The organism is Kitasatospora sp. NPDC127060, assembly GCF_042724935.1.
Classification (GTDB): Bacteria; Actinomycetota; Actinomycetes; order Streptomycetales; family Streptomycetaceae; genus Kitasatospora.
Map to the genome: position 1 here is coordinate 43,848 of NZ_JBHXEG010000010.1, position 23,392 is coordinate 67,239.

Consider the following 23,392-nt stretch of genomic DNA (forward strand, 5'->3'; position numbering starts at 1 on the left):
GTCAGCTCCGTCCCCGGAGGCCCCGCGCCGTGTCCCACTCCTCGATCCACGTCTCCCCGGGCCTGGCGCAGTTCTTCCACATCATCAGCGGCATGCCCTGGCCGGAGTCCGACGAGGGGCTGCTGCGCGACGTCCGGGACGACTACCTCGCCCTGGCCGACGACCTGCCGAAGCTGGCCGGCTACATCCAGGACGCGGTGAAGAACTGCGACCAGCGGATCGAGGGCAAGACCGCCGACGCCTTCCGCAAGGAGTGGAGCAAGTTCGTCGGCACGGACAGCCAGCCCGGACCCCTCGACCAGACCCACGACCTCTGCACCCAGCTGGCCGACCTGGCCAACAAGGTCGCCCTCAGCGTCGAGTACACCAAATGGATGGCCATCGGCCAGCTCGTCCAGCTGCTCCTGGAGATCGCCATCGCCATCGCCTGGTCGGTCTTCACCGGCGGCGCCTCCCTCATCGAGCTGGAGTGGCAGAAGATCCTCACCCGGCAGTTCCTGCTCCAACTGGTGAAGAAACTCGTCCAGTTGATCGTGATGCACACCTTCGGCGGCATCATCGGCGGCCTGCTGCTGGACGCGATCATCCAGGGCATCCAGTTCAACCGCGGCGACCGCCACGAGTGGGACACCGACCTCACCAAGCAGGCCGCGATCTTCGGCGCGATCAGCGGCGCGATCGGCGGCCCGCTCAGCATCCTGGGCGAGGGCCTGGGCAAGCTGCTCGGCGCCGGGCTGAGCAAGCTGTTCATGAAGACCGTGCTCGACGACGTCATCAAGGGACTGACCGGGGGACTGGGCAAGGAGATCGGGGAGGGCGCCGCGGGCGACCTCGTCAAGGGCGGGCTCAAGGACCTCACCAAGGGCGCCGCGGGCGACCTCGCCAAGGGCGCGCTCGGGGACCTCGGCAAGGGCGCCGCGGGCGGCGGCCTCAAGGGCCTGGAGAAGGAGGCCGGCCAGGACGTCGGCCGGCTGCTCGGCAACGAGGCCGCCGAACGCTTCGCCGGCGGCATCTCCAAGCTCCTGAAGGACAACGCCGGCTACCTGGCCAAGGGCTTCAAGAGCGGACGCCGCACGGGCGCCGCGATGGGCGAGAAGTTCGTGCGCCAGCTCGGCGACCTCTTCGTGGCCGAGCTCGGCACCGAGATCGGCGAGAAGTTCGCCCGGGAGATGGGCGAGCAGATCGGCCGGCAGTTCGCCGAGCACTCGCTCAAGACGGTGGCCAAGCAGGCCAGTCGGGAAGCACTCACCGAGGCCCTGGAGAACCTCGCCAAGAAGGACAGCAAGCTGGTCGCGCTCACCCCCGAACTCAAGATGCTGGTCGACAAGATGCCCGAACTCGCGGGCGGCATCAACACGATGAACAAGTGGTTCCACGTCGGGCAGATGCTGGGCGGCCAGTTGGAGTCGGGCGTCAACCAGTACCTCACCGAGGGCATCTACAACACCATCTACAACGGTGAGTGGCAGGCCAACGGGATGAGCTTCGTCGGCGGCTTCATGATGTCCGGGATGCACCACATGATCATGGGCCTCGCCTCGCCGCTGACCGCCCGGTACGCGGACTTCGTCCGCAGCCTGGACAGCTCCCGGATCGAGGAGAACGGCGAGTACTACAGCACCTTCCACCCGCTGAACTTCCTCGCGGTGATCAGCACCATGGGCGGCCACCCGGTGCCGTTCCCGGTGCGCCGGCCCGGGCACATCAGCGAGATCCTCGGGGAGACGCTGTCCCCCGAAGGCGTCCTCGCCAGCCCCGAGGGCAAGAGCGGCTTCAACTCCTCCGTCGACGGGGGAATGGACCCGAAGGCCCCCTACCGTCAGGTCAGGACCCAGTCCGAGGAGGGCGGGGCCGCCGCCCCCAAGACGTCGACGTCCGCGACTCCGACGAAGGGGAAGACCGAGAGCACCGGGCCCGGCGACAACGCCCCGAGCGGTTCCAAGGACGCGAACGACGACGGGAAGCCGGCGAAGGGCGGGCAGCGCGGCGCCACCGCGACGTCCTCCGCGGACGCCGGCGGCCAGGGCGGCACCGGGAAGCCGACCCCGCAGCCCAGGCCGCGTCCGGAGCACCGCACCACCGTCGTCGAGGAAGGCTCCGAACCGCCCCTGCACCTGCCCTCGACCGGGACCGAGGGAGGCACGGGCGGGCACACGAAGTCGCCGTCGCAGCCGCAGCCGCACGCGAACGACGGCGTCCGGAACGAGGCCGCCACGCAGCCGACGGTCCGCACCAGTTCCGACGGCGGCACCGCACCGGCCCACCCCGACCCGAACCGCCCGGACCCGCAGAACCCCGACCCGAACCGCCCGGACCCGCAGAACCCCGACCCGAACCGCCCCGACCCGCAGAACCCCGACCCGAACCGCCCGGACCCGCAGAACCCCGACCCGAACCGCCCGGACCCGCAGAACCCCGACCCGAACCGCCCCGACCCGCAGAACCCGCTGCCGCCCGCCACCCCGCCGCGTGACCCGAAGCCGGACGTGCCCGGCGGCCGGCACACCCCCGACACGGCCCCGATCCACTCCACCACCGCCTCCGGCCGCCCCTACCACCGCGTCGAGTCGCCCGAGCACATCGAGGCGCCCGCCGCCGACGAGCGGCACGCGGCCTGGCAGGACCGGCAGCGCTCCCTCGCCGAGGACCACGACACCCGGCTCGCCGAGGCCGAGGAACGGGAGGCGACCCGACGCGCCGTCGAGGACCGCCTCACGCAGGGCGTCGACCGCCTGCCCCGGGAGCTGCGCCCCCTCGTGACACCGGACACGCCGGTGTGGCACCGGGCCGCGGAGTCCATGCGCGAGGACATCGAGGCGCGCCCGCACGAGCGGGAGGAGATCCTCGACTCCGCCGCGGACCGCCTGGAACTGGCCGGCGGCCGCGAGCTCGCGCTCACCTTCGCCATGACCCGCTTCGACCGGCTGCTGGCCGACCGCGGCCTCGGGCCCGAGCACGCCGGTGACCACACCAAGAGGGAGATCCGCCGGGAGGCCACCGAGCGCTTCCGGGCCGACGCCGAACAGGACGTCGCCCAACTGTTCACCGCCCGTACCGACTTCACCCCCGAGCGCAACGCCATGGCCGCCCGGGCGCTGGAGCGCCGCCTGCGCGAGGCCGCCGGGGACCTGGACCTGCGCCAGGCGCGTGCCGAGGCGCTCGGGCGGGTCGACCAGGTGGTGGACGACGCCTACGCCCAGTGGTCGGCGCAGAAGTTCTCCGAAAAGGACCGCGCGCTGCTGGAGGCGGCCGGCGTGCCGCAGGACGTCCGCCCGTCAGCGGAGGACCGCGACCTGGCCGCCGAGGCCCTGCGGGAGCGGATCGAGGACCTGTACGGCGACGACGACTCCGTCCGGCTGTTCGAGGAGAAGGACGGACAGGACGGGCACGGCAGGAAGGACGAGGAGAGCGGCGAGGACGGCGAGGAGCTCGTCCCCGTCGACCCGACGCGCCTGGGCCGGGAACGGCTGGAGACGGACTTCCAGGAGGCGCTGGACGGCCACCAGCTGGAACTGGCCCACGACTTCGCCGTCCAGGCCGTCCGCGAGGCCGTACGCAAGCGCTCCGTCGCCGCCGTGGACGACGCGGCCGCGGCCTGGAAGGACACCGCCGCCGACCAGTTCGGCGACGAGGCGCTGCGCGAACTCGGCCTGGCCGACGGCCCGTCCCCGCGCGCGGTCGCCGCCGCCCGCGCCGACCTCGCCCGCCGCACCGACCGCCTGGTCGCCGAGCACACCGCCGCCGACCGCGACCCCGCCCGGCTCAAGGAGGAGCTGGACCGGCTCACCTCCCCGGCCGGGGTCAACCGCCTGCTGGCCCTGCACGGCGCCCGTGAGGAGGCGCTGCGCGTCGCCGAGGACACCGCCCGCGCCGAGGTCCCGCACGACCTGGGCGGCCCGGACGCCCCCGAGAACGCGAGCACCTCGGCCGTCTCCGTCGAGATGGCCCTGGGACCGGTGCGCGGCAGCCGCACCGACCACTCCGAAACGCCGCCCACCGCCGCCGCCCGGCGGGTGCGCGAGGGCTACACCGAGCGGATCCGCGCCACCTTCGAGGAGACCTTCCGCTCCCTGCTGCGCGACCCGGACGCCGACCACCGCACCGGCCTGACCGAGCAGTTGGAGATCTGGCGGCGCAAGCGCGACCGGCTGACCACGGGCCTGGAAGAGCACGTGGCCTTCGAACGCGACGTGCTGCCCGCCCGCGAGCACGCCGCCGCCGGCTACGACCGCCTCGCCGAGGGCCGCGAGGTGCCGGAGGCGGAGGCCCGCAAGCTGAAGACCGAGTACGGCGGCGACTTCTTCGACGCCTACCGGGAGCACTGGGCGCCCAAGGACCTGGACGGCGAACGCTGGCGCGGCCACGAGGCGGCCAACGAGAACGTCTTCGGCCGCCGCCCCACCGACGAGCAGCCCGAAGCCGAGCCCGAGCCCACACCCGAGCCCACACCCGAGCCCGAGGAGAAGCCGGCCCCCACCCCCGACACCCCGTCGGGCCCGCTCACCCGCACCACCGGCCCGGTCCCGGACACCGTGCCGGACACCGCCGCCCAGACGCCCCCCGCCGTACCGCCCGCAGCCGTACCGCCCGCCGACCCGCGTCCGCTGCTGCCCGCCTCCGCCTGGGCCGACATCCGCACCCTCGCACCGCCCGCCCGGATGGACACCGTGCGCTTCGACCCCCGGGTGCGCGGCCAGGGCGGCCGGGGCGACATCGCCGGCCCCGGGGTGCGCGAGCAGTACGAGAAACGCCAGCGCAGCCTCGGCGGCCTGCACGGCGCCGACACCAAAATCAGCTACGACGTACGGCGCTTTGAGGCCCAACCAGGCCACTGGGTCACCGAGTTCACCCTGAACCTGCACCTCCAGGGGCCGGACGGCCGCCCGCTGCCCGCCGACGCCGCCGCCCGCATGCTCGACCGGACCCGGGCGGTGGTCTCCGACCGCTTCAACGAGCGCTTCCGCCTGCCCGGCGGCGACCAGGTCCACCTGCGGGTCGAGAGCGTCCAGGACGCCGCCGACGCCCACCAGAGCATCACCGTCCTGCCCGGCAACGGGCGCAGCGACCAGCTCCACTGGTACGACCAGAGCCCGCCCGGCGTGCTGCTGCACGAGGCGCTGCACTTCCTCGGCCTCCCGGACGAGTACGTCGAGCCGGCGAGGAAGCCGGGCGACGCCTTCGCACTGCGCCGCCGCGACCTCTGGGCGGGCGAGAACGGCGTGATGGGCACCTCGGCCCACCGCGACGACTTCACCGTGCTGTCCCGCCACCTCCAGCGCATCCAGGACGTCCTGCACTCGGGCCCGGTCCTGCGCGACCTGGCCCACGGCCAGTACCGCTCCCACCAGGAGACGACGGCCGACGCCCCGCTGACGGACCAGCACCGCCAGAGCGAGAGCGTGGTCGAGAGCGAGGGCCCCGGCCCGCTGCTCCCGCCGAACGGCGCGACCCACACCGCCGAGAACCCCCGCAACACGCCGCCGAGCGCGCCGCCCCCGGTGCACGAGTCGCGCGTGAACGTCCTGTTCGACAGCCGACTGCACCACGTCGTCGAGGTGCCGGGCGACGGTGACCGCCTGCTGCCCGCCGTCCTCGCCGGCGCCCGCCGGCTGGCGACCTGGGAGCACGGCGAACTCACCGTCGAGAAGCTGCGGGAGCTGGCGCCGGAGTGGGACACCGCGTCCTACCAGGACGCGCCGCGCGTCCTCGCCGAGGGCCTCGGCATCCACCTCGTGGTCCACGAGGGAAACATCCCTACCGAGTTCAACTCCGGCGTCAACGGCCGCAAGGTGCACGTCTACCGCGACCCCCGGCCCGGCGAGGGCCAGGTGGCGCACTACTCGGAGCTGCGCCCCGACGAGCGGAGGCCGGTGGCGGTGGAGACCGGCGCCACCGTCGACCCGAAGGTGGCGAAGGAGCTGGAAGGGCGCGTCCAGCCGGACATGGTCGTGGTCACCCTGGAGCCCGGGCAGCCGGTCTTCCGGGTGACCGACGCCTGGACGCTGCGCGGGTACCTGCTCCAGGGCAAGATCGGCGCGGTCAAGAACAAGGAAGGCTGGTCCCAGCTGGGGCCGGGGCTCTACACGGGCGACGACTTCGACCACGCGGCCAACTACAGCCACTCCCTCTCCGGCCTGCCGGTGGTCATGGAACTCGTCCTCGGCCGCAAGGCCACGGGGCTGAAGGTGAAGAACATCACCGAGGACTGGCCGGCCAAGGAGGTCCCGGAGACGCTGAAGAAGTACGACTTCCTCACCGACGGGACGCAGTTCAAGTTCCACCCCGGCTTCTACGAGGGCCTCATCCGGGACGGAGCGCAGTCGGCCGACAAGCCCAGCGGCCTGCGGGTCGCCGGCTTGAAGGTGAAGGAGGGGGACTCGGTCTGGAACCACTACCGGACCGAGGACTTCGTCCCGGAGTTCGAGGGCTACCTGGTCGAGGCGCACAAGGAGAAGGCGCAGCAGCACCCGCGCAGCCAGGACCTCGCGGGCTCCGAGCACACGCCCGACCCGGCCCCGACGAGCGAGGCCCTGGAAGCCGCCCCGCACGCCGCGCCCGAGGACCTCCGGCACATCCAGTACCTGGAACACGCCCAGGCCTTCGAGCGGCGGCTCGCCACCCACCTGCTCGGCCGCGAGGACGTCCAGCGCGAGGTCAAGAAGGCCGTGGACCTGGCCTGGCGGATGACCACCGGGGACAAGGACAAGGCCAAGTTCGGGTCCAGGAGCACGGGCACCACCGGCATGGTCGGCACCGACCGGCACATGCTGCAGGAGGTCGTCGACGGCGGCAACCTGCGCGAGCGCATGGCGCTGCTCTACAACGGCTACACCTCCAACCACTTCGCCAAGCTCGTACGGAAGCGGGAACTGCCGCGCCCGGAGCAGCTGAAGCAGGAACGGGCGGACCGCCACGACATCGGCAAGGAGGTCGTCAACCCGCTGACCGCGGAGATCAAGAAGGTCTACGGGGAACTGCTGAACCCGCCCGCCGAGCACGGACGAACGGAGCCCTTCGAATCGTTCCGCACCGACGAGCCGTACGGGCCCGTCATCGAGCGGATCCGGGGCGACTACGTCGAGCTCCAGGGCGGACACATCCCGGACTGGGACCGAAAGCGGGTGGTCGAGGCCGCGCAGAAGGCCGCGGAGCGCCAGGCCAAGAGCATCCTCGAAACCGACCGCCACCCCTTCGAGGTGAACCCGCCGCTTGGCCGCGGCGAGTGGTACAGCGCCGTGGAGAAGGACGGCCGGCTGGGCTGGCAGCCCGGCGCCAAGTCCTTCTACTACAAGCTCGACTCCAAGCTCCACCAGGACGCCCACGACAGCGGCGGGCTGGTCGTCAGCGGCACCTCCGGCACGGCCTTCGGGATGCTCCAGGCCGTCAAGGAGCTCGCCAGGACGGAGCAGGGGAAGCAGACGCTCAACGAGATCGGCGGCGGCCCGGTCGACTTCGAGCTGCTGAGGCTGGGGCTGCTCGGCTGGATGTTGGAGGCGGGCGACCACACCTTCCACGAGATCCTGTCCGGCTCCCGGATGTTCTCCGAGAGCCTCACCCCCGAGGAGCGCGCGGACCCCGACCTCGCCCACACGGACCTCACCTACCGCGACACCTACTCCCGCTACCGCTTCCTCTCCCCGCTGACCGAGGAGCAGTTGCGCAGCGAGGTCGCGCCGGACGGGCTCTTCCCGGACGAGCACCTGGTGGGCGAATGGTCCGCCGACGACCCGGAGGTCACCGGCCTCACCCCCGAGGACCAGGACCACCAGGACCACCAGGGCGAGCACGACACCGACGGCGGCAGCGGCCTGCGGGACTCCGCCGCCTCGCCGCCGCTGCCCGCTGACCCGGTCGCGGTGGACCTGGCCCGGCGTCATCTGGACGCCGCGGCGAAGTATCCGGAGCTGCGCAATTTCATGGGGTGGATCAAGGGCGGCGGGTATACGAGCAAGCGGGACGAAGAGGGCATGCTCGCGATCAGGGACGGGGACCGGTACGAGTCCCTGCTCGGCGACGTGCAGAGGTTCCTCGACCACGCGCAGGCGTTGCAGTCGGCCGGGGTGCAGCCGGTGGGGGAGTTCCTGCGGCTGTACCGGGCGGTGCGGATGGATTCCGAGGCCCGGGGCCGGGAGGGGTTCACCGAGCTGCTGCCCGCCTCTACTTCCTTCAGTCGGGAGTTCGTCCAGGACTGGATGTCGAACGGGGGTGGGGCCGACAACTACGCGTTGTTCGAGATCCGGGTGCCGTTGTCCCATCCGATGCTGGCGCTGTCGTTCCCGCCGGGCCATGCCAGGGCGCAGGGCGATCCGGCGCCGGTGAACGAGAAGCAGTCCGAGGTGACGCTGGGCCCCAGCCGTCTGACGGTGACCGGGCGGGAGGAGGACGGGGGTTTCCACGTCATCCGGGTGGATGCCGAGCCCATGACGGTGGCCGACATCCGCACCGAGGTCGACAACTGGACCAGTCCCATGTCGATGCCGGTCGCGTTCGAGAAGTTCACCCGGTTCTACAGTGAGGGCTCGCTGCGGGCCGCCTACTCCGGCGTTCTGGAGCCCCACCACCGCATCACGGAGACGTGGTCGCCCGACGGACTCCAGAAGACCGTCCGGATCGAGCACCCCCGCGATCCGCGCGACCAGTTCACCGAGGTGACGGTCCGTCAAGAAGGCGATTCCGTCTCGCTCCGCTGGCGCTTCCGCGACGAAACGGTCTACGAGGAGGGAACGCACGAAGGGGATCCGCTGGTCTACGGTGCCCAGAACATCGGCACCGTGAGTGTGAGTCTGCGCTCGCAGAAGCTGAACGAGAACACCAGCTTCGAGTCGATCGACCTCCCCTTCAACTGGTACGACCTTGACCAGGCGCAAGCGGAGGAGGCGGCGGGTCAGCCCCTGGCGGAATCGAACGCCGACGACCTGCGGCAGCCGGCCGCCTCGCCGCCGCTCCCGGAGCACGAGACGCAGGCACCGGAAGCCGGGCCCCTGGTGCCGACGCCGCTCCCGGACCCGCCGGCCGTCGACCGCACCGGCGACCTGCGCACGGCACTGGTCCACCACGAGACCTCCGGCGCCTACCGGCTGGACGACCCGGGCGCCGACCCGCGGGTCCGGCAGCGGATGGCCGCGGCACTGGACCGCTTCCCGGTCGACGGGCGCTTCCTCACCGTGGCGATGCACACCGGCTCCGACGGCGTGCCGCTCTGGAAGGGCAGCCGCCTCACCGAGAGCGAAGCCGCCGACCTGCTCGTCTCGCTGTACGAACGAAAGGTGTGGGACGGGGTCAAGCCCGTTCAGCTGGTGGCCTGTTCGGCGGCCCGCGACGGCGCCCGGTCGTTCGCCGCGGGCACGCTGCGGCACCTGCGCCTGCGCCTGCCCGGCCGGGACCTGGAGGTCTACGCCCCCAGGAGCCTGGCCTGGTTCGCGCCCCCGGTCGCGGGACCGTTCCGCAGCGACCCGCACGGTGCCGGCGCGCTGGTGGTCGGCAAGCAGCTCGCCTTCGACGGCTCCGGCCGTCCCGTCCTGGTGGACGGCGGCAACTGGGCGAGCCTGACGGTCCGGCGGGACGCGGCCCCCGACGCCCCGATCACGGTCCGCGACCTCGGCGCCCACCTGCCGGTGGACGCGAGCCTGCCGCCGCGCTCGGCGCCGGCGCCCGAGGGCTACACCGTCGTCCCGGGCGGGGCTTCCCCGGGCGGGGCACTTCCGCGCGAGCGGGAGCTGGCGCCGCAGGACGACGCGGTGGCGTTCTCCGGGCGCCGCAGGCGCAACGACGGGACCGACGACGAGGGTTCGAGTCCGGATCCGGGCGTGGGCCCGAGCTCGGTGAAGCGCGTCCGGCCGAACGACCCCGCTTCGTCCGACGAGGAGATGGCGTCGGCCGAGGACACCGGCAGCGAGCACTCCGAGTCGGACGGCGACAGTGACAGCGGCAGCGAGTCCGAGACGGAGGACTACCGCGGCTACCTGGGCAAGGTGAGGACCCGTTCCGACGAACTCAGGGAGCAATGGCGGCGCGCCGACGAGAACGACGACGAGGACGAGATCACCCGGATCAACGCCGAGCAGGAGGTGCTGACGGCCATCCAGAACGTCGGAGTGGTCCGCTCGGTGCGGGCGGCCGACGCACTGCTGGGGCTGCTGCAGAGCGCATCGCTCGCACGGCCCCTGGAACTGCGCGTCCGGCAGGCCGAATTGCGACAGCAGCCCACCGGGCAGCCCTCCGCCGAGCAGTTCCGGCAGCTCCACGCCACGGTGATGAGCCGCTACCGACCCGACGACCCGGACCGCGTCGACGGCTGCGAATTCCGGGCCCACGCGCTGTCCGAGCTCATCAACCTGGCGGCCCCGGCGACCGGCCGGCAGCACCTCGCCAAGATCTGGGCCCATCCCGAGGGCAACGGGTACCTCCACCAGCGACACAAGTGGAATCACCACGTCGCGGTGCTGGTCGAGACGGCGGCCGGGGAACGGGTGATCGACCCGCTGCTCTTCCCCGACCGGGAAGCCACCGTGCAGGAGTGGCGTGACATGCTCGCCGCGCCCGGACAGGGGACGCCGCTGACGCACACGGCGCCGTGGGAGTTCTTCGGCGGCCCGGACCGGAACGGCCGTCTGGCCGGCGATTCTGCCGTCCTGATCGACGACGCGACCAGGGCGCAGATCGACGCGCGCAAGCACCCGGACCTGACCCCGATCGAGGGCGCGTTCACCTTCGGTACCGACGAGACCGCGGTGGACCTGGCCCGGCGTCATCTGGACGCCGCGGCGGAGGATCCGGAGCTGCACCATTTCATGGGGTGGATCAAGGGCGGCGGGTATACGAGCAAGCGGGACGAAGAGGGCATGCTCGCGATCAGGGACGGGGACCGGTACGAGTCCCTGCTCGGCGACGTGCAGAGGTTCCTCGACCACGCGCAGGCGTTGCAGTCGGCCGGGGTGCAGCCGGTGGGGGAGTTCCTGCGGCTGTACCGGGCGGTGCGGATGGATTCCGAGGCCCGGGGCCGGGAGGGGTTCACCGAGCTGCTGCCCGCCTCTACTTCCTTCAGTCGGGAGTTCGTCCAGGACTGGATGTCGAACGGGGGCGGGGCCGACAACTACGCGTTGTTCGAGATCCGGGTGCCGTTGTCCCATCCGATGCTGGCGCTGTCGTTCCCGCCGGGCCATACCAGGGCGCAGGGCGATCCGGCGCCGGTGAACGAGAAGCAGTCCGAGGTGACGCTGGGCCCCAGCCGTCTGACGGTGACCGGGCGGGAGGAGGACGGGGGTTTCCACGTCATCCGGGTGGATGCCGAGCCCATGACGGTGGCCGACATCCGCACCGAGGTCGACAACTGGACCAGTCCCATGTCGATGCCGGTCGCGTTCGAGAAGTTCACCCGGTTCTACAGTGAGGGCTCGCTGCGGGCCGCCTACTCCGGCGTTCTGGAGCCCCACCACCGCATCACGGAGACGTGGTCATCGGACGGACTCCAGAAGACCGTCCGGATCGAGCACCCCCGCGATCCGCGTGACCAGTTCACCGAGGTGACGGTCCGTCAAGAAGGCGATTCTGTCTCGCTCCGCTGGCGCTTCCGCGACGAAACGGTCTACGAGGAGGGAACGCACGAAGGGGATCCGCTGGTCTACGGTGCCCAGAACATCGGCACCGTGAGTGTGAGTCTGCGCTCGCAGAAGCTGAACGAGAACACCAGCTTCGAGTCGATCGACCTCCCCTACGACTGGTACGACCTCGACCAGGCGCAAGCGGAGGAGGCGGCGGGTCAGCCCCTGGCGGAATCGAACGCCGACGACCTGCGGCAGCCGGCCGCCTCGCCGCCGCTCCCGGACTCCGCCGCCTCGCCGCCGCCCCCCGCTGACCCGGTCGCGGTGGACCTGGCCCGGCGTCATCTGGACGCCGCGGCGGAGGATCCGGAGCTGCACCATTTCATGGGGTGGATCAAGGGCGGCGGGTTCACGAGCAAGCGCGACGACGAGGGCATGCTCAAGGTCCGGGAGGGGGAGCGCTACGACTCCCTGCTCGGCCAGGTACAGAGGTTCCTCGACCACGCGCAGGCGTTGCAGTCGGCCGGGGCGCAGCCGGCGGGGGAGTCCCTGCGGCTGTACCGGGCGGTGCGGATGGATTCCGAGGCCCGGGGCCGGGAGGGGTTCACCGAGCTGCTGCCCGCCTCCACCTCCTTCAGTCGGGAGTTCGTCCAGGACTGGATGTCGAACGGGGGCGGGGCCGACAACTACGCGTTGTTCGAGATCCGGGTGCCGTTGTCCCATCCGATGCTGGCGCTGTCGTTCCCGCCGGGCCATGCCAGGGCGCAGGGCGATCCGGCGCCGGTGAACGAGAGCCAGTCCGAGGTGACGCTGGGCCCCAGCCGTCTGACGGTGACCGGGCGGGAGGAGGACGGGGGTTTCCACGTCATCCGGGTGGACGCCGAGCCCATGACGGTGGCCGACATCCACGCCGAGGTCGACAACTGGACCAGCGGCACGTCGATGCCGGTCGCCTTCCGGCAGTTCGCCCGGTTCTTCAGCGACGACTCGATGCGGGCCGCCTACCCCTACAGCCTCGGGCCGGACCACCGCATCACGGAGTCGTGGTCATCGGACGGCCTCCGGAAGACCGTCCGGATCGAGCACCGCAAGGAGGAACTGAGGGGACAGTTCACCGAAGTGACGATAAGTCACGACGGCGATTCCGTCTCGATCCGCTGGCACTCCAGCGACGATGCGCCGGTCGACGGAGGCGAGCCGTACGAGCGGGAGCCGATGGTCTACGACGCCGCGAACATCGGCGGCGTGAGCGGAAGCCTGCGCGGGCAGACGCTGGCCGAGCACCCCAGCTTCGAGATCCTGGACCTGCCCGCCGACTGGTACGCCCACGATCCCGCGCCCCGGGCGGAGGACGTCGGCCAGCCGCTGTCGGCCTTCGGCGCCACCGCCGCGGGCTGGCGGATCGGCCCGGGCGACGTGCCGCCGGCGGAACGCGACGCCCTGCGGCAGTTCCCCGAACAGCCCGGGGTGTTCGTCGTGCCCGTGCACACCGACGAGGCCACCGGCCTGCCGGTCGGACCCGAAGGCACGCTGTCGGCCTACCAGACGGCGGGCGTCCTGGCCGACCTGCGCCGCTCCGGAGTCTGGAACGGCACCGACACGCTGCAGTTCGTGGCGTGCAACCTGGGGAGCGGCCCGGGCCACGACTTCCTCGTCGAAGTGATGCGCCAGCTCGAGGAGTTGGGCCTGGGGACCAATGCGCTGGCCGGGACCGGGCCGGTGTACTTCGCCCCGCGCGAGGGCGGCCCCGGGCACCTGGTGGTCGCCTCCGCCCTCGGGTTCACCGAGGACGGCCACCCGGTCATGGTCGGCGGCGACCACTGGCGGGAGTTCCGGGCGGTCCGGGACGACTCCGGTGCCGTCCAGGTCCAGGTCGAGGACCGCCGGGCCCACCGGGCGCCGGACGGCTCCTTCCACGACCACCCCGAGGGCTACGGACTGGTCGACTCGGTGGACCCGGCCCGCCACAACGACCAAGCGGTGCGCTTCGCCCAGCCGACCGAGGAACAGACCGCCGCCGGGACGCAGATGTCACTACGGCACCTGACCACCGCCGCGCCCGGCAGTGACCTGCGCACGTTCATGGGACGGATCCGCGCCGGAGCCTTCACCAACCTGCGCAACCCGGCGGGCCGGCTGATCCACCGGGAGGGCACGGCCACCTACACCACGATGATGGGCAACCTGGAGAGGTTCTTCGCCCACGCGCAGGACCTCCTGCCCCCGGCGGGGCAGCCGCACGCCGAGGCAACCCTGCTGCTGTACCGCGCGGTGCGGATGTCGGAGCAGACGCGGGAGCAGCAGAGCTTCACCGAGATCGTGCCCTCCTCCACCTCCTACGACCGGCAGTTCGTCCAGGAGTGGATGTCGAAGCCCGACGGCTACGCGCTGTTCGAGATCCGGGTGCCGCTGTCCCACCCCATGCTGGCACTGTCCTACCCGCGGGAGCGCATGCTCCCGGGCGGCCCGGCGGAGGTCAACCCGGGACAGTACGAGGTGACCCTCGGCCCGACCAGGCTGACGGTGACCGGACGGGAGGAGGACGGCCCCTTCCACGTCATCCGGGTGGACGCCGCGCCCATGACGCTCCACGACGTCACGGAGACGATCGCGGGCTGGACGAACGACACCCCGATGGAGCACGCGTTCGACCTGTTCGCCGGGTTCTACGGCGAGGCCGCGCTGCGCGCCGCCTACCCCGACGACCTGCGGGCCGACCACCGCATCACCGAGCGGCAGTCCGCGGACGGTCGGGAGAAGACCATCGAGATCACCCCGTCCCACCCGAAGCTGACCGGCCAGAGCGTGACGGTGCACCTCAGGCTGGCGCAGGACGGGGCGCTCACGGTCGAACTGCACAACAGCGTCGACATCGCCGAGGGCGACGCTCCGGCGGTGTTCCGGTACACCGCCGAGAACATCCACGAGGTGAGCGCCTACCTGGAGGAGGGCACGCTGGCGAAGACCGCCCCCTTCGACACGATCAACCTCCCGGCGGACTGGTACTGGACCGACCCGGTACCGACGGCGGGTGAAGTCGGCGCGCCCCTGAGCGCGTTCGGCGGCCCCGGCCACGGCTGGTGGCTCGGGAACCCCGATCCGTCGCCGGCGGAGAGGTACGCCCTGGCGCGCTTCCCCGCGCAGGAGGGCGTGTTCACGCTGCCGGTGCACACCGACCCCGAGACCGGCAGGCCGGTGCTGGACGGCGAGGAACTGACCGAGGACCGGGTCGCCGGGATCCTGGCGGGGCTGCACGCGGGCGATGTCTGGAACGGCACCGACCGGCTGCAGTTCGTCTCCTGCAACCTCGGGAAGGCGCCCGGCCTCGACTTCGTCACCGAGGTGATGCGCCAGCTCGGCCTCGCCGACCTGGGCAGCAGCGCGCTGGTCGCGACGGGCCCGGTGTACTTCTCCCCGCGGGTGGACGGCACGGACGGCCCCGGCCACCTGGTGGTCGCCTCCGAGGTCGGCTACACGGCCGACGGCGTGCCGGCCATCGTCGCCGGCGGGCACTTCCGGGAGGTCACCCGGCCCACGGCGGACGGCCGGACGCCCCCGGTCGTGGACCGCGGGGCCCATCTGCCCGCCCCCGCCCACCCGGAGCGGGACCGGGAGCGCCCCGAGGGCTACGAGAGCGCCGAGCCGGGCACCCTCGCTCCCGACCGCAAGCTGGAGGGCGCGCTGGCCTTCGGGAAGAAGAACAAGAAGCAGACCGACCCCGCTCCCCCCGTGGTCAGGGCCCCCGACCCCGAGGTCAGGCCCCTCGACACCAACTCTGCCGAGGGGGTCGAGAACGTACTGTCGGGCGGACCGCGACCTGCCGACGCGCAGGACGGGACGAAGCTGCCGGAGGGGACGGAAGGCAAGGGCAAGGAGCGGGTCAACGACCCGGAACCCCCAGTGGTGGGACCGGAACCCGGCTCCGTGCAGGCGGCGAGGTTCGTGCTGAACGCCTCCCTCCTCGAACCGCTCTTCGCCCGAACTCCCGATGGTGACACCCACGTCGTGATGGGCCTGGAGTTGAAGGGCGACAAGAGCTGGTACATGCCCCACGCCCAGGTCAGCGGGGACAAGAACGGCGTCGACCGGCAGGCTCGGCCGTTCCAGGCCGCCCAACGATGGGCGGATTACGAGAATCTGGACAAGCAGCGCTTCGACGCCGAGGTGAAGGGGCTGCAGCCGGTCTACGAGAAGATGGCGGAATGGGGTGTCGAGCAGGTTCCCTACGACCCGAGGAACGCGCCCGGCAAGCCGCGGGAGAAGGCGGCCGTCCAGCCCGGTGCGCAGCTGCCCCCTCAGACCGAGGGGGTGATCGCCGTGCTCTCCTCCCAAGGCACGTGCGACAGCTGCAAGTACGTGGTCAAGGACTTCCAGGACGCGTTCCCGGGGGTCAGCGCCTATGTGGGATACGCGAACCCCAGGAACAAGCCGACCCTTGCGGTGGCGGAGCGGACGGTCACGCAGGGCGGTGTCAAGGTGCAGCACGTCCTCGACTACGGCTGGAACGAGATGACCACGCTCACGCCTCCCGGCAAGCACACGCCCAAGAACAAGGACGTCGTCTTCAAGTACTTCCCCGCGAAGAGCAGTGACGGGGCCTGGGAGCGCCAGTGGCTCGCGGACAAGGCAGCCGAGAGGAAGGCCGTAGCGCGGGAATTGGCCCGGGAACAGGCGCAGAGGGCAGAGGCCGGCGCAGTGGAGGAGGCCAACAGGCGGCTCAAGCCGGTCCTGGCCAGGGCCGTCATGAAGTTCGCCGACGAGTACAAGGGCGACCGGGAGGACTTCGTCGTGAAACTGAAGGCCAGCACGAAGAACAGCCCCTTGAAGTGGACCTTCTCCCCAGAACTCGATGCGGCCCTCCTGGGCTGGTACAAGAAGGACCCGCGGCCCGACCTCACCGGCACGGCCTGACCCCGGAACGACCACCGGGTGAACGCCGCCCGCGCCCGGAGCCGTTGACCGGGTGAGGGCGCCCCGGTGCGGGGCCACGAGACCGGGAGCACGACGCGTGGAACAGCAGCAAGGGCGGGAGGCGGCGCCGGACTTCCGCCTGGCGGCGGTGTTCGACCTGGTCGACCCGGTGACCGGGCCGGGCTTCTCGCCGGACCACGCGCTGGTGCGGGACGCGGCGCAACGGGCCGCGCTGGTCGGGTACCTGAGGTCCGGGGCGGAGGTGCTGGTGACGCCGATGCTGATGGACGACATCTTCGACACCTCCCGCCGGGGCGCCGTCCCGATGAACTACCGCACCGACGGCGAGTGGATCTGGACCGACACCGTCGCCTACTACCTGGAGGAGTACGACCTCGCCCCCGAGCCCGGGCTGCTCGCCCACTTGAGCGAGCGCACCGGGCCGTGCCCGCAGCCGTCACCGCAGACCCTCCAGCGGGCGGTCGACTTCGTCCTCCACCCGCCGCGCCCCGCCGAGCCGGCCTGGCGCCTGGAAACCAGCTGAACCCTGCGGCGTGTGCCGCCCGTCGTGTGGGGGAGGGGCGGTTCCCGTCGCGCGGCCGGTGCGGCGGGGCGGGCCGGACCCGTCGAGCGTCGTCGTCGAGGGCCAGGGAGCGCGGGTGGGCAGGGAACGGAGTGCGCGGGGGAGCGGGTCGTCGGGCGGGGGCATCCAGCTGCCCGCCGTGGCCTGGGAGGTCCCCGAGCCGGCCGCCGAGGCCGGGGCGCCGGGTGCGGGCGCGGCCCGTACCGAGGAGCAGGCGCCCGCGGCGGTGGGTGCCGCCGGGGCGGTGGGCGCCGCCGGGGCGGTGCCCCCGGTCGCCGGGAGCGGCGCGGCGCAGGCGTCGGCCGGGCAGGCCCGGCCCGGGGTGAGCGCGGTGCCCGCGCCGGCCGGTGCCACGGAGGGGGAGGGCGCCGGGCGGCGCATCCCCAAGCCGATGGTGGCCGCGGCGGTGATCGCCGGCCTGGTGCTGGTGGGGGTGCCGCTGGGCATCTCCGGCTTCGGCGGGGACGGCCCCGGCACGCCCGGTGCCGACGGCCCGCCGCCCGCCGGGTTCTCCCAGCCGGACGGCGGCGGCAACGGGTACGTGCCCGGCGCCGACGGGCCCGGGAACCCGCCCGGCGACCAGCCGCTGCAGCCCGGCCAGCCCGGTGAGCCGGGCCAGCCCGGACAGCCGGCCGGCCCGCAGCCCGGCGAGGGCGCCGCCGCGGCCGCCGCAGCGGTCCCGCCCGGCATCGGCGCCGACCAGGGCGGCCAGGGCGCCACGGCCCCCGGCCACACCGCCGCCGCCGCACCCCAGGGCGGCGGCCAGAACACCGGCCAGGGCGGCGGGCAGAACACCGGGCAGAACACCGGCCAGGGCGCCGGGCAGGGCAGCGGCCAGGGCTCCGGCGCGGCCCAGACCCAGCCGCAGCAGCCCGCCAACCCCCAGCAGCCGGCCCCGCCCCCGGCCAAGCCGGCCCAGCCCGCCCCGCCGCCCGCGCCCACCTACAGCGGCGTCGCCGGCCCCGGCTGCGGCGGGTCCACCTCCATGCAGCGCAACGGCTGGTACGACGACGGGCAGAAGGGCTGGCGCAACAACTCCGGCGGCTACACCGGCGACGGCTGCGGCGGCGGCTTCGCCTCGATGCCGATGTCCGGCGCCGCCGGCAAGGACGACAACAGCAACTCGGTGGTGTGGACCTTCAACACCGGCTCGCTCACCACCGGCAGCTGCCGCCTGTCGGTCTACGTCCCGAACAACGGCGACATCAAGGCCGTCGGCGGCGCCCCGACCTACTACACCGTGCAGAACCAGTCCTTCCTCGTGAACCAGGTCTCCTACCGGGGCCAGTGGGTCTCGGCGGGCACCTTCCCGCTCAGCGGCGGCCGGATCGCCGTGGTGATGCACAGCCGCGGCCAGGACTGGGTCGGCGACAGCGTCAAGACCTACGCCCACCACGCCGCCTCCGCCGTCCGGGCCGACTGCACCGGCTGACCCGCCCCACCCCCGTACCACCGAGCACCACAAGCACGGCAAGCACCACAGACACGAACGACGGAGGAGAGCGCCCCATGGCCCGCCATGTGCTGACGGTCGGCGCGGAGCCGCAAGAGGGCGGCTACCGCACGATCGCCGCCGCCCTGGAGGCGGCCCGCAGCGGAGCGGTGATCAGCGTCCGCCCGGGCCGCTACGACGAGAACCTGGTGATCACCAAGATGGTGACCATCACCGCCGAGGAGGCCCGCGGCAGCGTACGCATCTCCCCGCGCCGCGGCGCCGTCGTCCAGGTCGTGGCCGAGGCCGTCCAGCTCACCGGCCTGGTCCTGCACGGCCAGGACGAGGAACTGCCCACCATCGACGTCCCGCGCGGCCAGGCCGCCCTGGAGGACTGCGAGGTCGCGGGCAACTCCTGGACCGCCGTCCTCACCCGCCAGCAGGGCTCCCTGGCCATGCGCGGCTGCCGCATCGTCAACCCCGCCGGCGCCGGCATCGTCGAGACCTCCACCGGCACCAGCGTCATCGAGGACACCGTCATCGAACACCTCGGCAGCTCCGCCGTGGTGATCGGCGAACGCGCCAACCCCGTCGTGCGCAACTGCGTCCTGCGCGACGCCCGGGGCAACGGCGTGTGCGCCAACGGCGAAGGCCGCGGCTCCATCGAGGACTGCGAGATCTCCGCCACCGACAAACCCGGCATCGCCCTGGAGGAACACAGCACCACCCGGGTCCTGCGCACCACCGTGCGCGACGTCGCGATCGGCGCCTACGTCAGCTCCGCCGCCCAAGTCCTCCTGGAGGACTGCGCGTTCGACGCCACCCGCGGCCACGGACTGGTCCTGGCCGGCGGCACCGACCCACTGGTGCGCCGCTGCCGCACCACCCGCACCAAGGGCCACGGCATCCACGTCACCGGCCGCTCCCGGGGCCGCTTCGAGGAGTGCGCGGTCAGCGACGCCCAGGGCACCGGCGTCCTGGTCGACGAGTCCGCCAGCCCGGTCCTGACCCGCACCACCGTCACCGCCGGCGCCGGCGACGCCGTCGACCTCACCGGCGAGAGCGCCGCCGAGTTCGACCGCCTGGAGGTGCGCGGCGCCGCCGGCGCCGGAGTCGTCGTACGCGACGGCGCCAACCCGCTGCTGCGCCGCCTGGACGTCGCCGAGGTCGGCGGCCACGGCGTCGAAGTGCTGCGCGAGGGCCGCGGCCGCCTGGAGTCCTGCCTGCTCGGCGCGGGCGGGCGCGCCGCCCTGCGGGTCGCCGACGGCGGCAACACCCAGGTCGGCGCCACCACCGTACGCGGCACCACCGCACGCGGCACCACCACCGCCACCGCGGGGGTCAACGGCGTCGAGATCGGCCCCGGCGGCGTCGCCTCGCTGCGCGACTGCGACATCGCCGACTGGAGCGGCGACGGCCTGCTGGTCGAGGACGACGGCGAACTCACCGCCGCCCGCACCCGCGTCCACGACAACCGCCGCCACGGCATCCTGCTCGCCGCCGGCGCCCGCGCCGCCCTGAACGGCTGCGAACTGACCGACAACGCCCGCGACGGACTGCGGGTGGACTCCGAGGAACCGGTCCGCGTCACCGGCTGCACCGTCACCGGCAACCGCGGCTCCGGACTGCGCCAGACCAGGCCCGGCACCCGCCTCGCGGTCACCGAGCTGACCAGCCGCGACAACGCCCACGCCGACAGCCACGGCAGCGCCGAGGCCCGGCCCGTCGCCGCCCCCGGCACCCGCCCCGCCGACCCCGCACCCGGGGACGGCGGCGGGTACGGAGACGGGTACGGGGACGGATACGAGACCCCGCCCGGCCCCGACGGCGCCGCCACCGAGCCGCCGCCACCGGACCCGGAGGGCCCGCAGGCCGCCCTCCAGGCGCTCGTCGGCCTGGAGGGCGTCAAGGAACAGGTCGCCACCCTGGTCAACCTCAACAAGCTGGCCCGGCGCCGCGAACAGGCCGGGATGCCCGCCCTCCCGATGGGCCGGCACCTGATCTTCGCCGGGCCGCCCGGCACCGGAAAGACCACCGTCGCCCGCCTCTACGGCGCCATCCTGGCCGAACTCGGCGTGCTGCGCAGCGGCCACCTCACCGAGGTCGCCCGCGCCGACCTGGTCGCCTCCATCGTCGGCGGCACCGCCATCAAGACCACCGAGGTGTTCACCGAGGCGCTCGGCGGCGTGCTGTTCATCGACGAGGCCTACACCCTGTCCGCCGGGGGCGGCGGCACCGGGCCCGACTTCGGCCGCGAGGCCATCGACACCCTGGTCAAACTGATGGAGGACCACCGCGACGACGTCGTGGTGATCGTGGCCGGCTACTCGGAGGAGATGCGCGAGTTCCTCTCCTCCAACCCCGGCCTGGCCTCCCGCTTCAGCCGCACCGTCGAGTTCCGCAACTACTCCGCCCAGGAACTGGTCACCATCGTCGAACGGGCCGCCGCCGCCCACGGCTTCGACCTCGCCGAGGCCACCGTCGAGGCCCTCGGCACCCACTTCACCCGCATGCCCAAGGGCGCGGACTTCGGCAACGGCCGCGCGGCCCGCAAGGTCTTCGAGGAGATGGTCGACCGCCAGGCCTCCCGGCTGGCCGCCCTCGCCGAGGTCACCGACGCGGACCTGCCGCTGCTGCTGCCCGAGGACCTCGGCGCCGAGGCCGCGCGCGCCGCCGGCCCCGGCCCCGGCGCGGACGGCCGCAGCGAACTCCTGGCCCGGCTGCGCCAGATGGTGGGCCTGAGCGCCGCCAAGGAACAGGTGGAGAACCTGGTCAACCTGATCACCCAGGCCCGCCGGCGCGAGGAGGCCGGCCTGCCCGCCGCCAGGATCAGCCACCACCTGGTCTTCGCCGGCCCGCCCGGCACCGGCAAGACCACCGTCGCCCGCCTCTACGGCGCCCTGCTCGCCGAACTCGGCGTCCTGCCCACCGGCCAGCTCGTCGAGACCGCCCGCGCCGACCTGGTCGGCCGCTACATCGGCCACACCGCCCAGCTCACCAAGGAGGCCTTCGAACGCGCCCGCGGCGGCGTGCTGTTCATCGACGAGGCCTACACCCTCACCCCGCGCGGCGGCGCCGCCTCCGGCGACTTCGGCCAGGAGGCGGTGGACACCCTGATGAAGCTGATGGAGGACCACCGCGACGAGGTCGTGGTGATCGTGGCCGGCTACCACGAGGAGATGCAGGGCTTCCTCGCCTCCAACCCCGGCCTGGCCTCCCGCTTCCCCCAGCAGATCGCCTTCGACCACTACAGCGCCGACGAACTCGTCACCATCGTCGCCCGCCAGGCCGAGGAGGCCGGCTACCTCTGCGCCCCCGAGACCCTCACCACCCTGGCGACGCTGTGCGCGGCCGTCCCCAGGGACCGCAACTTCGGCAACGGCCGCTTCGCCCGCCAGACCCTGGAGGCCATGGTGACCCGTCAGGCCGGGCGGCTGGCCCGCCTGGAGGTCGGCGACGTGTCCGAACTGAGCCTGCTGCTGCCCCAGGACGTCCCCGCGCTGCTCCAGGGGAGCACGGTGTGACCACCCGCCGCAGCGCCGCGGCCGCCGCCGCCCTCGCCGCCGCCCTGTGCGCCCTGGGTACCGGGAGCGCCCCGGCCGCGGCGGCCTCCGGCGACCCCGCGGCCCTGCCCGTGATCGGCCAGAGCCGCCAGGGCGCCCGCGCGGGCGAGTGCCTCAAACCCTCCGACAAGGGCACCGACCGCACTCCCTGGGCCCAGACCTTCCTGCGCCCCGAGGCCGCCTGGGCACTGGGCCGGGGCGCCGGGGTGACGGTCGCCGTCGTCGGCTCCGGCGTCGACGGCGCCTCCGGCGTCCTGGGCGAACGCCTGGTCCCGGGCCCGCGCGAGTACGGCACCGGCGACTCCACCCGCGACTGCGTCGGCCACGGCACCTTCCTCGCCGGGCTGATCGCCGCCCGCCACCAGGACGGCACCGGCTTCGCCGGCATCGCCCCCCAGGCGCGGATCCTGGCCGTCGCCGTCACCGACGACACCGGCGCCACCACCCCGGCCCTGCTCGCCAAGGGCATCCGGGACGCGGCCGACGCCGGCGCCCGGATCATCGCCTCGGCCCTGCCCCTGCCCGCCGGCGACCCCGGCCTGGAGGACGCGCTGCGCCACGCCGAGGAGCGGGGCGCCCTGGTGGTCGCCCCGGCCACCCCCGACCAGGGCGGCGGCTCGCTGCCCTCCGCCCCGCCGCAGGTCCTCACCGTCGCCGCGCTGGCCCCGGACGGCACCGCGCCGGACCCGGCGGGCACGGGCGGCGGCGGTACGGGGGGCGTTGGTGCGGGTGGCGGCGGTACGGGCACCGGTGCGGGAGGTGGCGGTACGGGCGGTGGCGGTACGGGCACCGGAGTCGGCACCGGAGTCGGCACCGGCCAGGGAGCGCGGACCGGCCCCCGGGTCGACCTGACCGCCCCGGGCGAGGCGATGATGAGCACCGGACCGGCCGGCAAGGGCTACTTCACCGGCAGCGGCCCCAGCTTCGCCGCCGCCGTGGTGGCCGGCACCGCCGCCCTGCTCCTGGGCCACCACCCCGACCTCGACCCGGCCCACCTGCGCGAGCGCCTCGAAGCCACCGCCTACCACCCCGGCACCACCCTGCCCGACCCCCGTCTGGGCTACGGCACCGTCGACCCCCTCGCCGCCCTCACCACCACCCCGCCCGCCACCGCCGCCGCCCTCCCGCCGGCGCGGGCCACCGCCCTGGGGCCCCCGCCCCCGGACCCCGCCCCCCGCCAGGCCGCGACGGTGGCCGCCGCCGTCCTGACCACCGTCACCCTCACCCTGGGCCTGGCCGTCGTGTGCACCACCGCCCGCCGCCGCGCCTGGCGCCCGGGCCGCTGGAAGGCCTGACCGGCCCTCAGGCCCTGTCCGGCCGATCCTGCCGGGCGCACGACGCGCGCTGATCCGCCAAGGTCGGC

At 73.2% G+C, this 23,392-nt stretch carries 5 protein-coding genes; all 5 read left to right on the forward strand.

From position 1 onward, the window contains the following. Positions 1–29 precede the first annotated feature (29 nt). The 5 genes from ACFWIS_RS08620 to ACFWIS_RS08640 all read left to right on the forward strand — a co-directional run bounded on the left by ACFWIS_RS08620 (position 30) and on the right by ACFWIS_RS08640 (position 23,324). Positions 30–16,451 (forward strand): protein-glutamine glutaminase family protein, encoded by a 16,422-nt coding sequence (locus tag ACFWIS_RS08620; protein ID WP_380454150.1) that lies wholly within the window; start codon positions 30–32, stop codon positions 16,449–16,451. A gap of 97 nt (positions 16,452–16,548) precedes the next feature. Beyond that, a complete protein-coding gene (locus tag ACFWIS_RS08625; protein ID WP_380454148.1) occupies positions 16,549–16,995 on the forward strand; it encodes a hypothetical protein in 447 nt (148 codons plus the stop codon). A gap of 115 nt (positions 16,996–17,110) precedes the next feature. Next, the gene (locus ACFWIS_RS08630) at positions 17,111–18,466 is read left to right on the forward strand and encodes a hypothetical protein (RefSeq protein WP_380454146.1); all 1,356 of its coding nucleotides are present in this window, start codon (positions 17,111–17,113) and stop codon (positions 18,464–18,466) included. Positions 18,467–18,543: 77 nt separating this feature from the next. Next, a complete protein-coding gene (locus tag ACFWIS_RS08635) occupies positions 18,544–21,990 on the forward strand; it encodes a right-handed parallel beta-helix repeat-containing protein (protein ID WP_380454144.1) in 3,447 nt (1,148 codons plus the stop codon). Beyond that, on the forward strand, positions 21,987–23,324 hold the full coding sequence (locus ACFWIS_RS08640) for a S8 family serine peptidase (protein ID WP_380454142.1): 1,338 nt from the start codon (positions 21,987–21,989) through the stop codon (positions 23,322–23,324). Before ACFWIS_RS08635 ends, ACFWIS_RS08640 begins: the two co-directional genes overlap by 4 nt. The last annotated feature ends 68 nt before the right edge of the window (positions 23,325–23,392 follow it).

What these genes read in the sequence shown, in the direction of transcription:
- ACFWIS_RS08635 (WP_380454144.1), top strand. Translation starts at nt 18,544, where the DNA reads ATGGCCCGCCATGTGCTGACGGTCGGCGCGGAGCCGCAAGAGGGCGGC.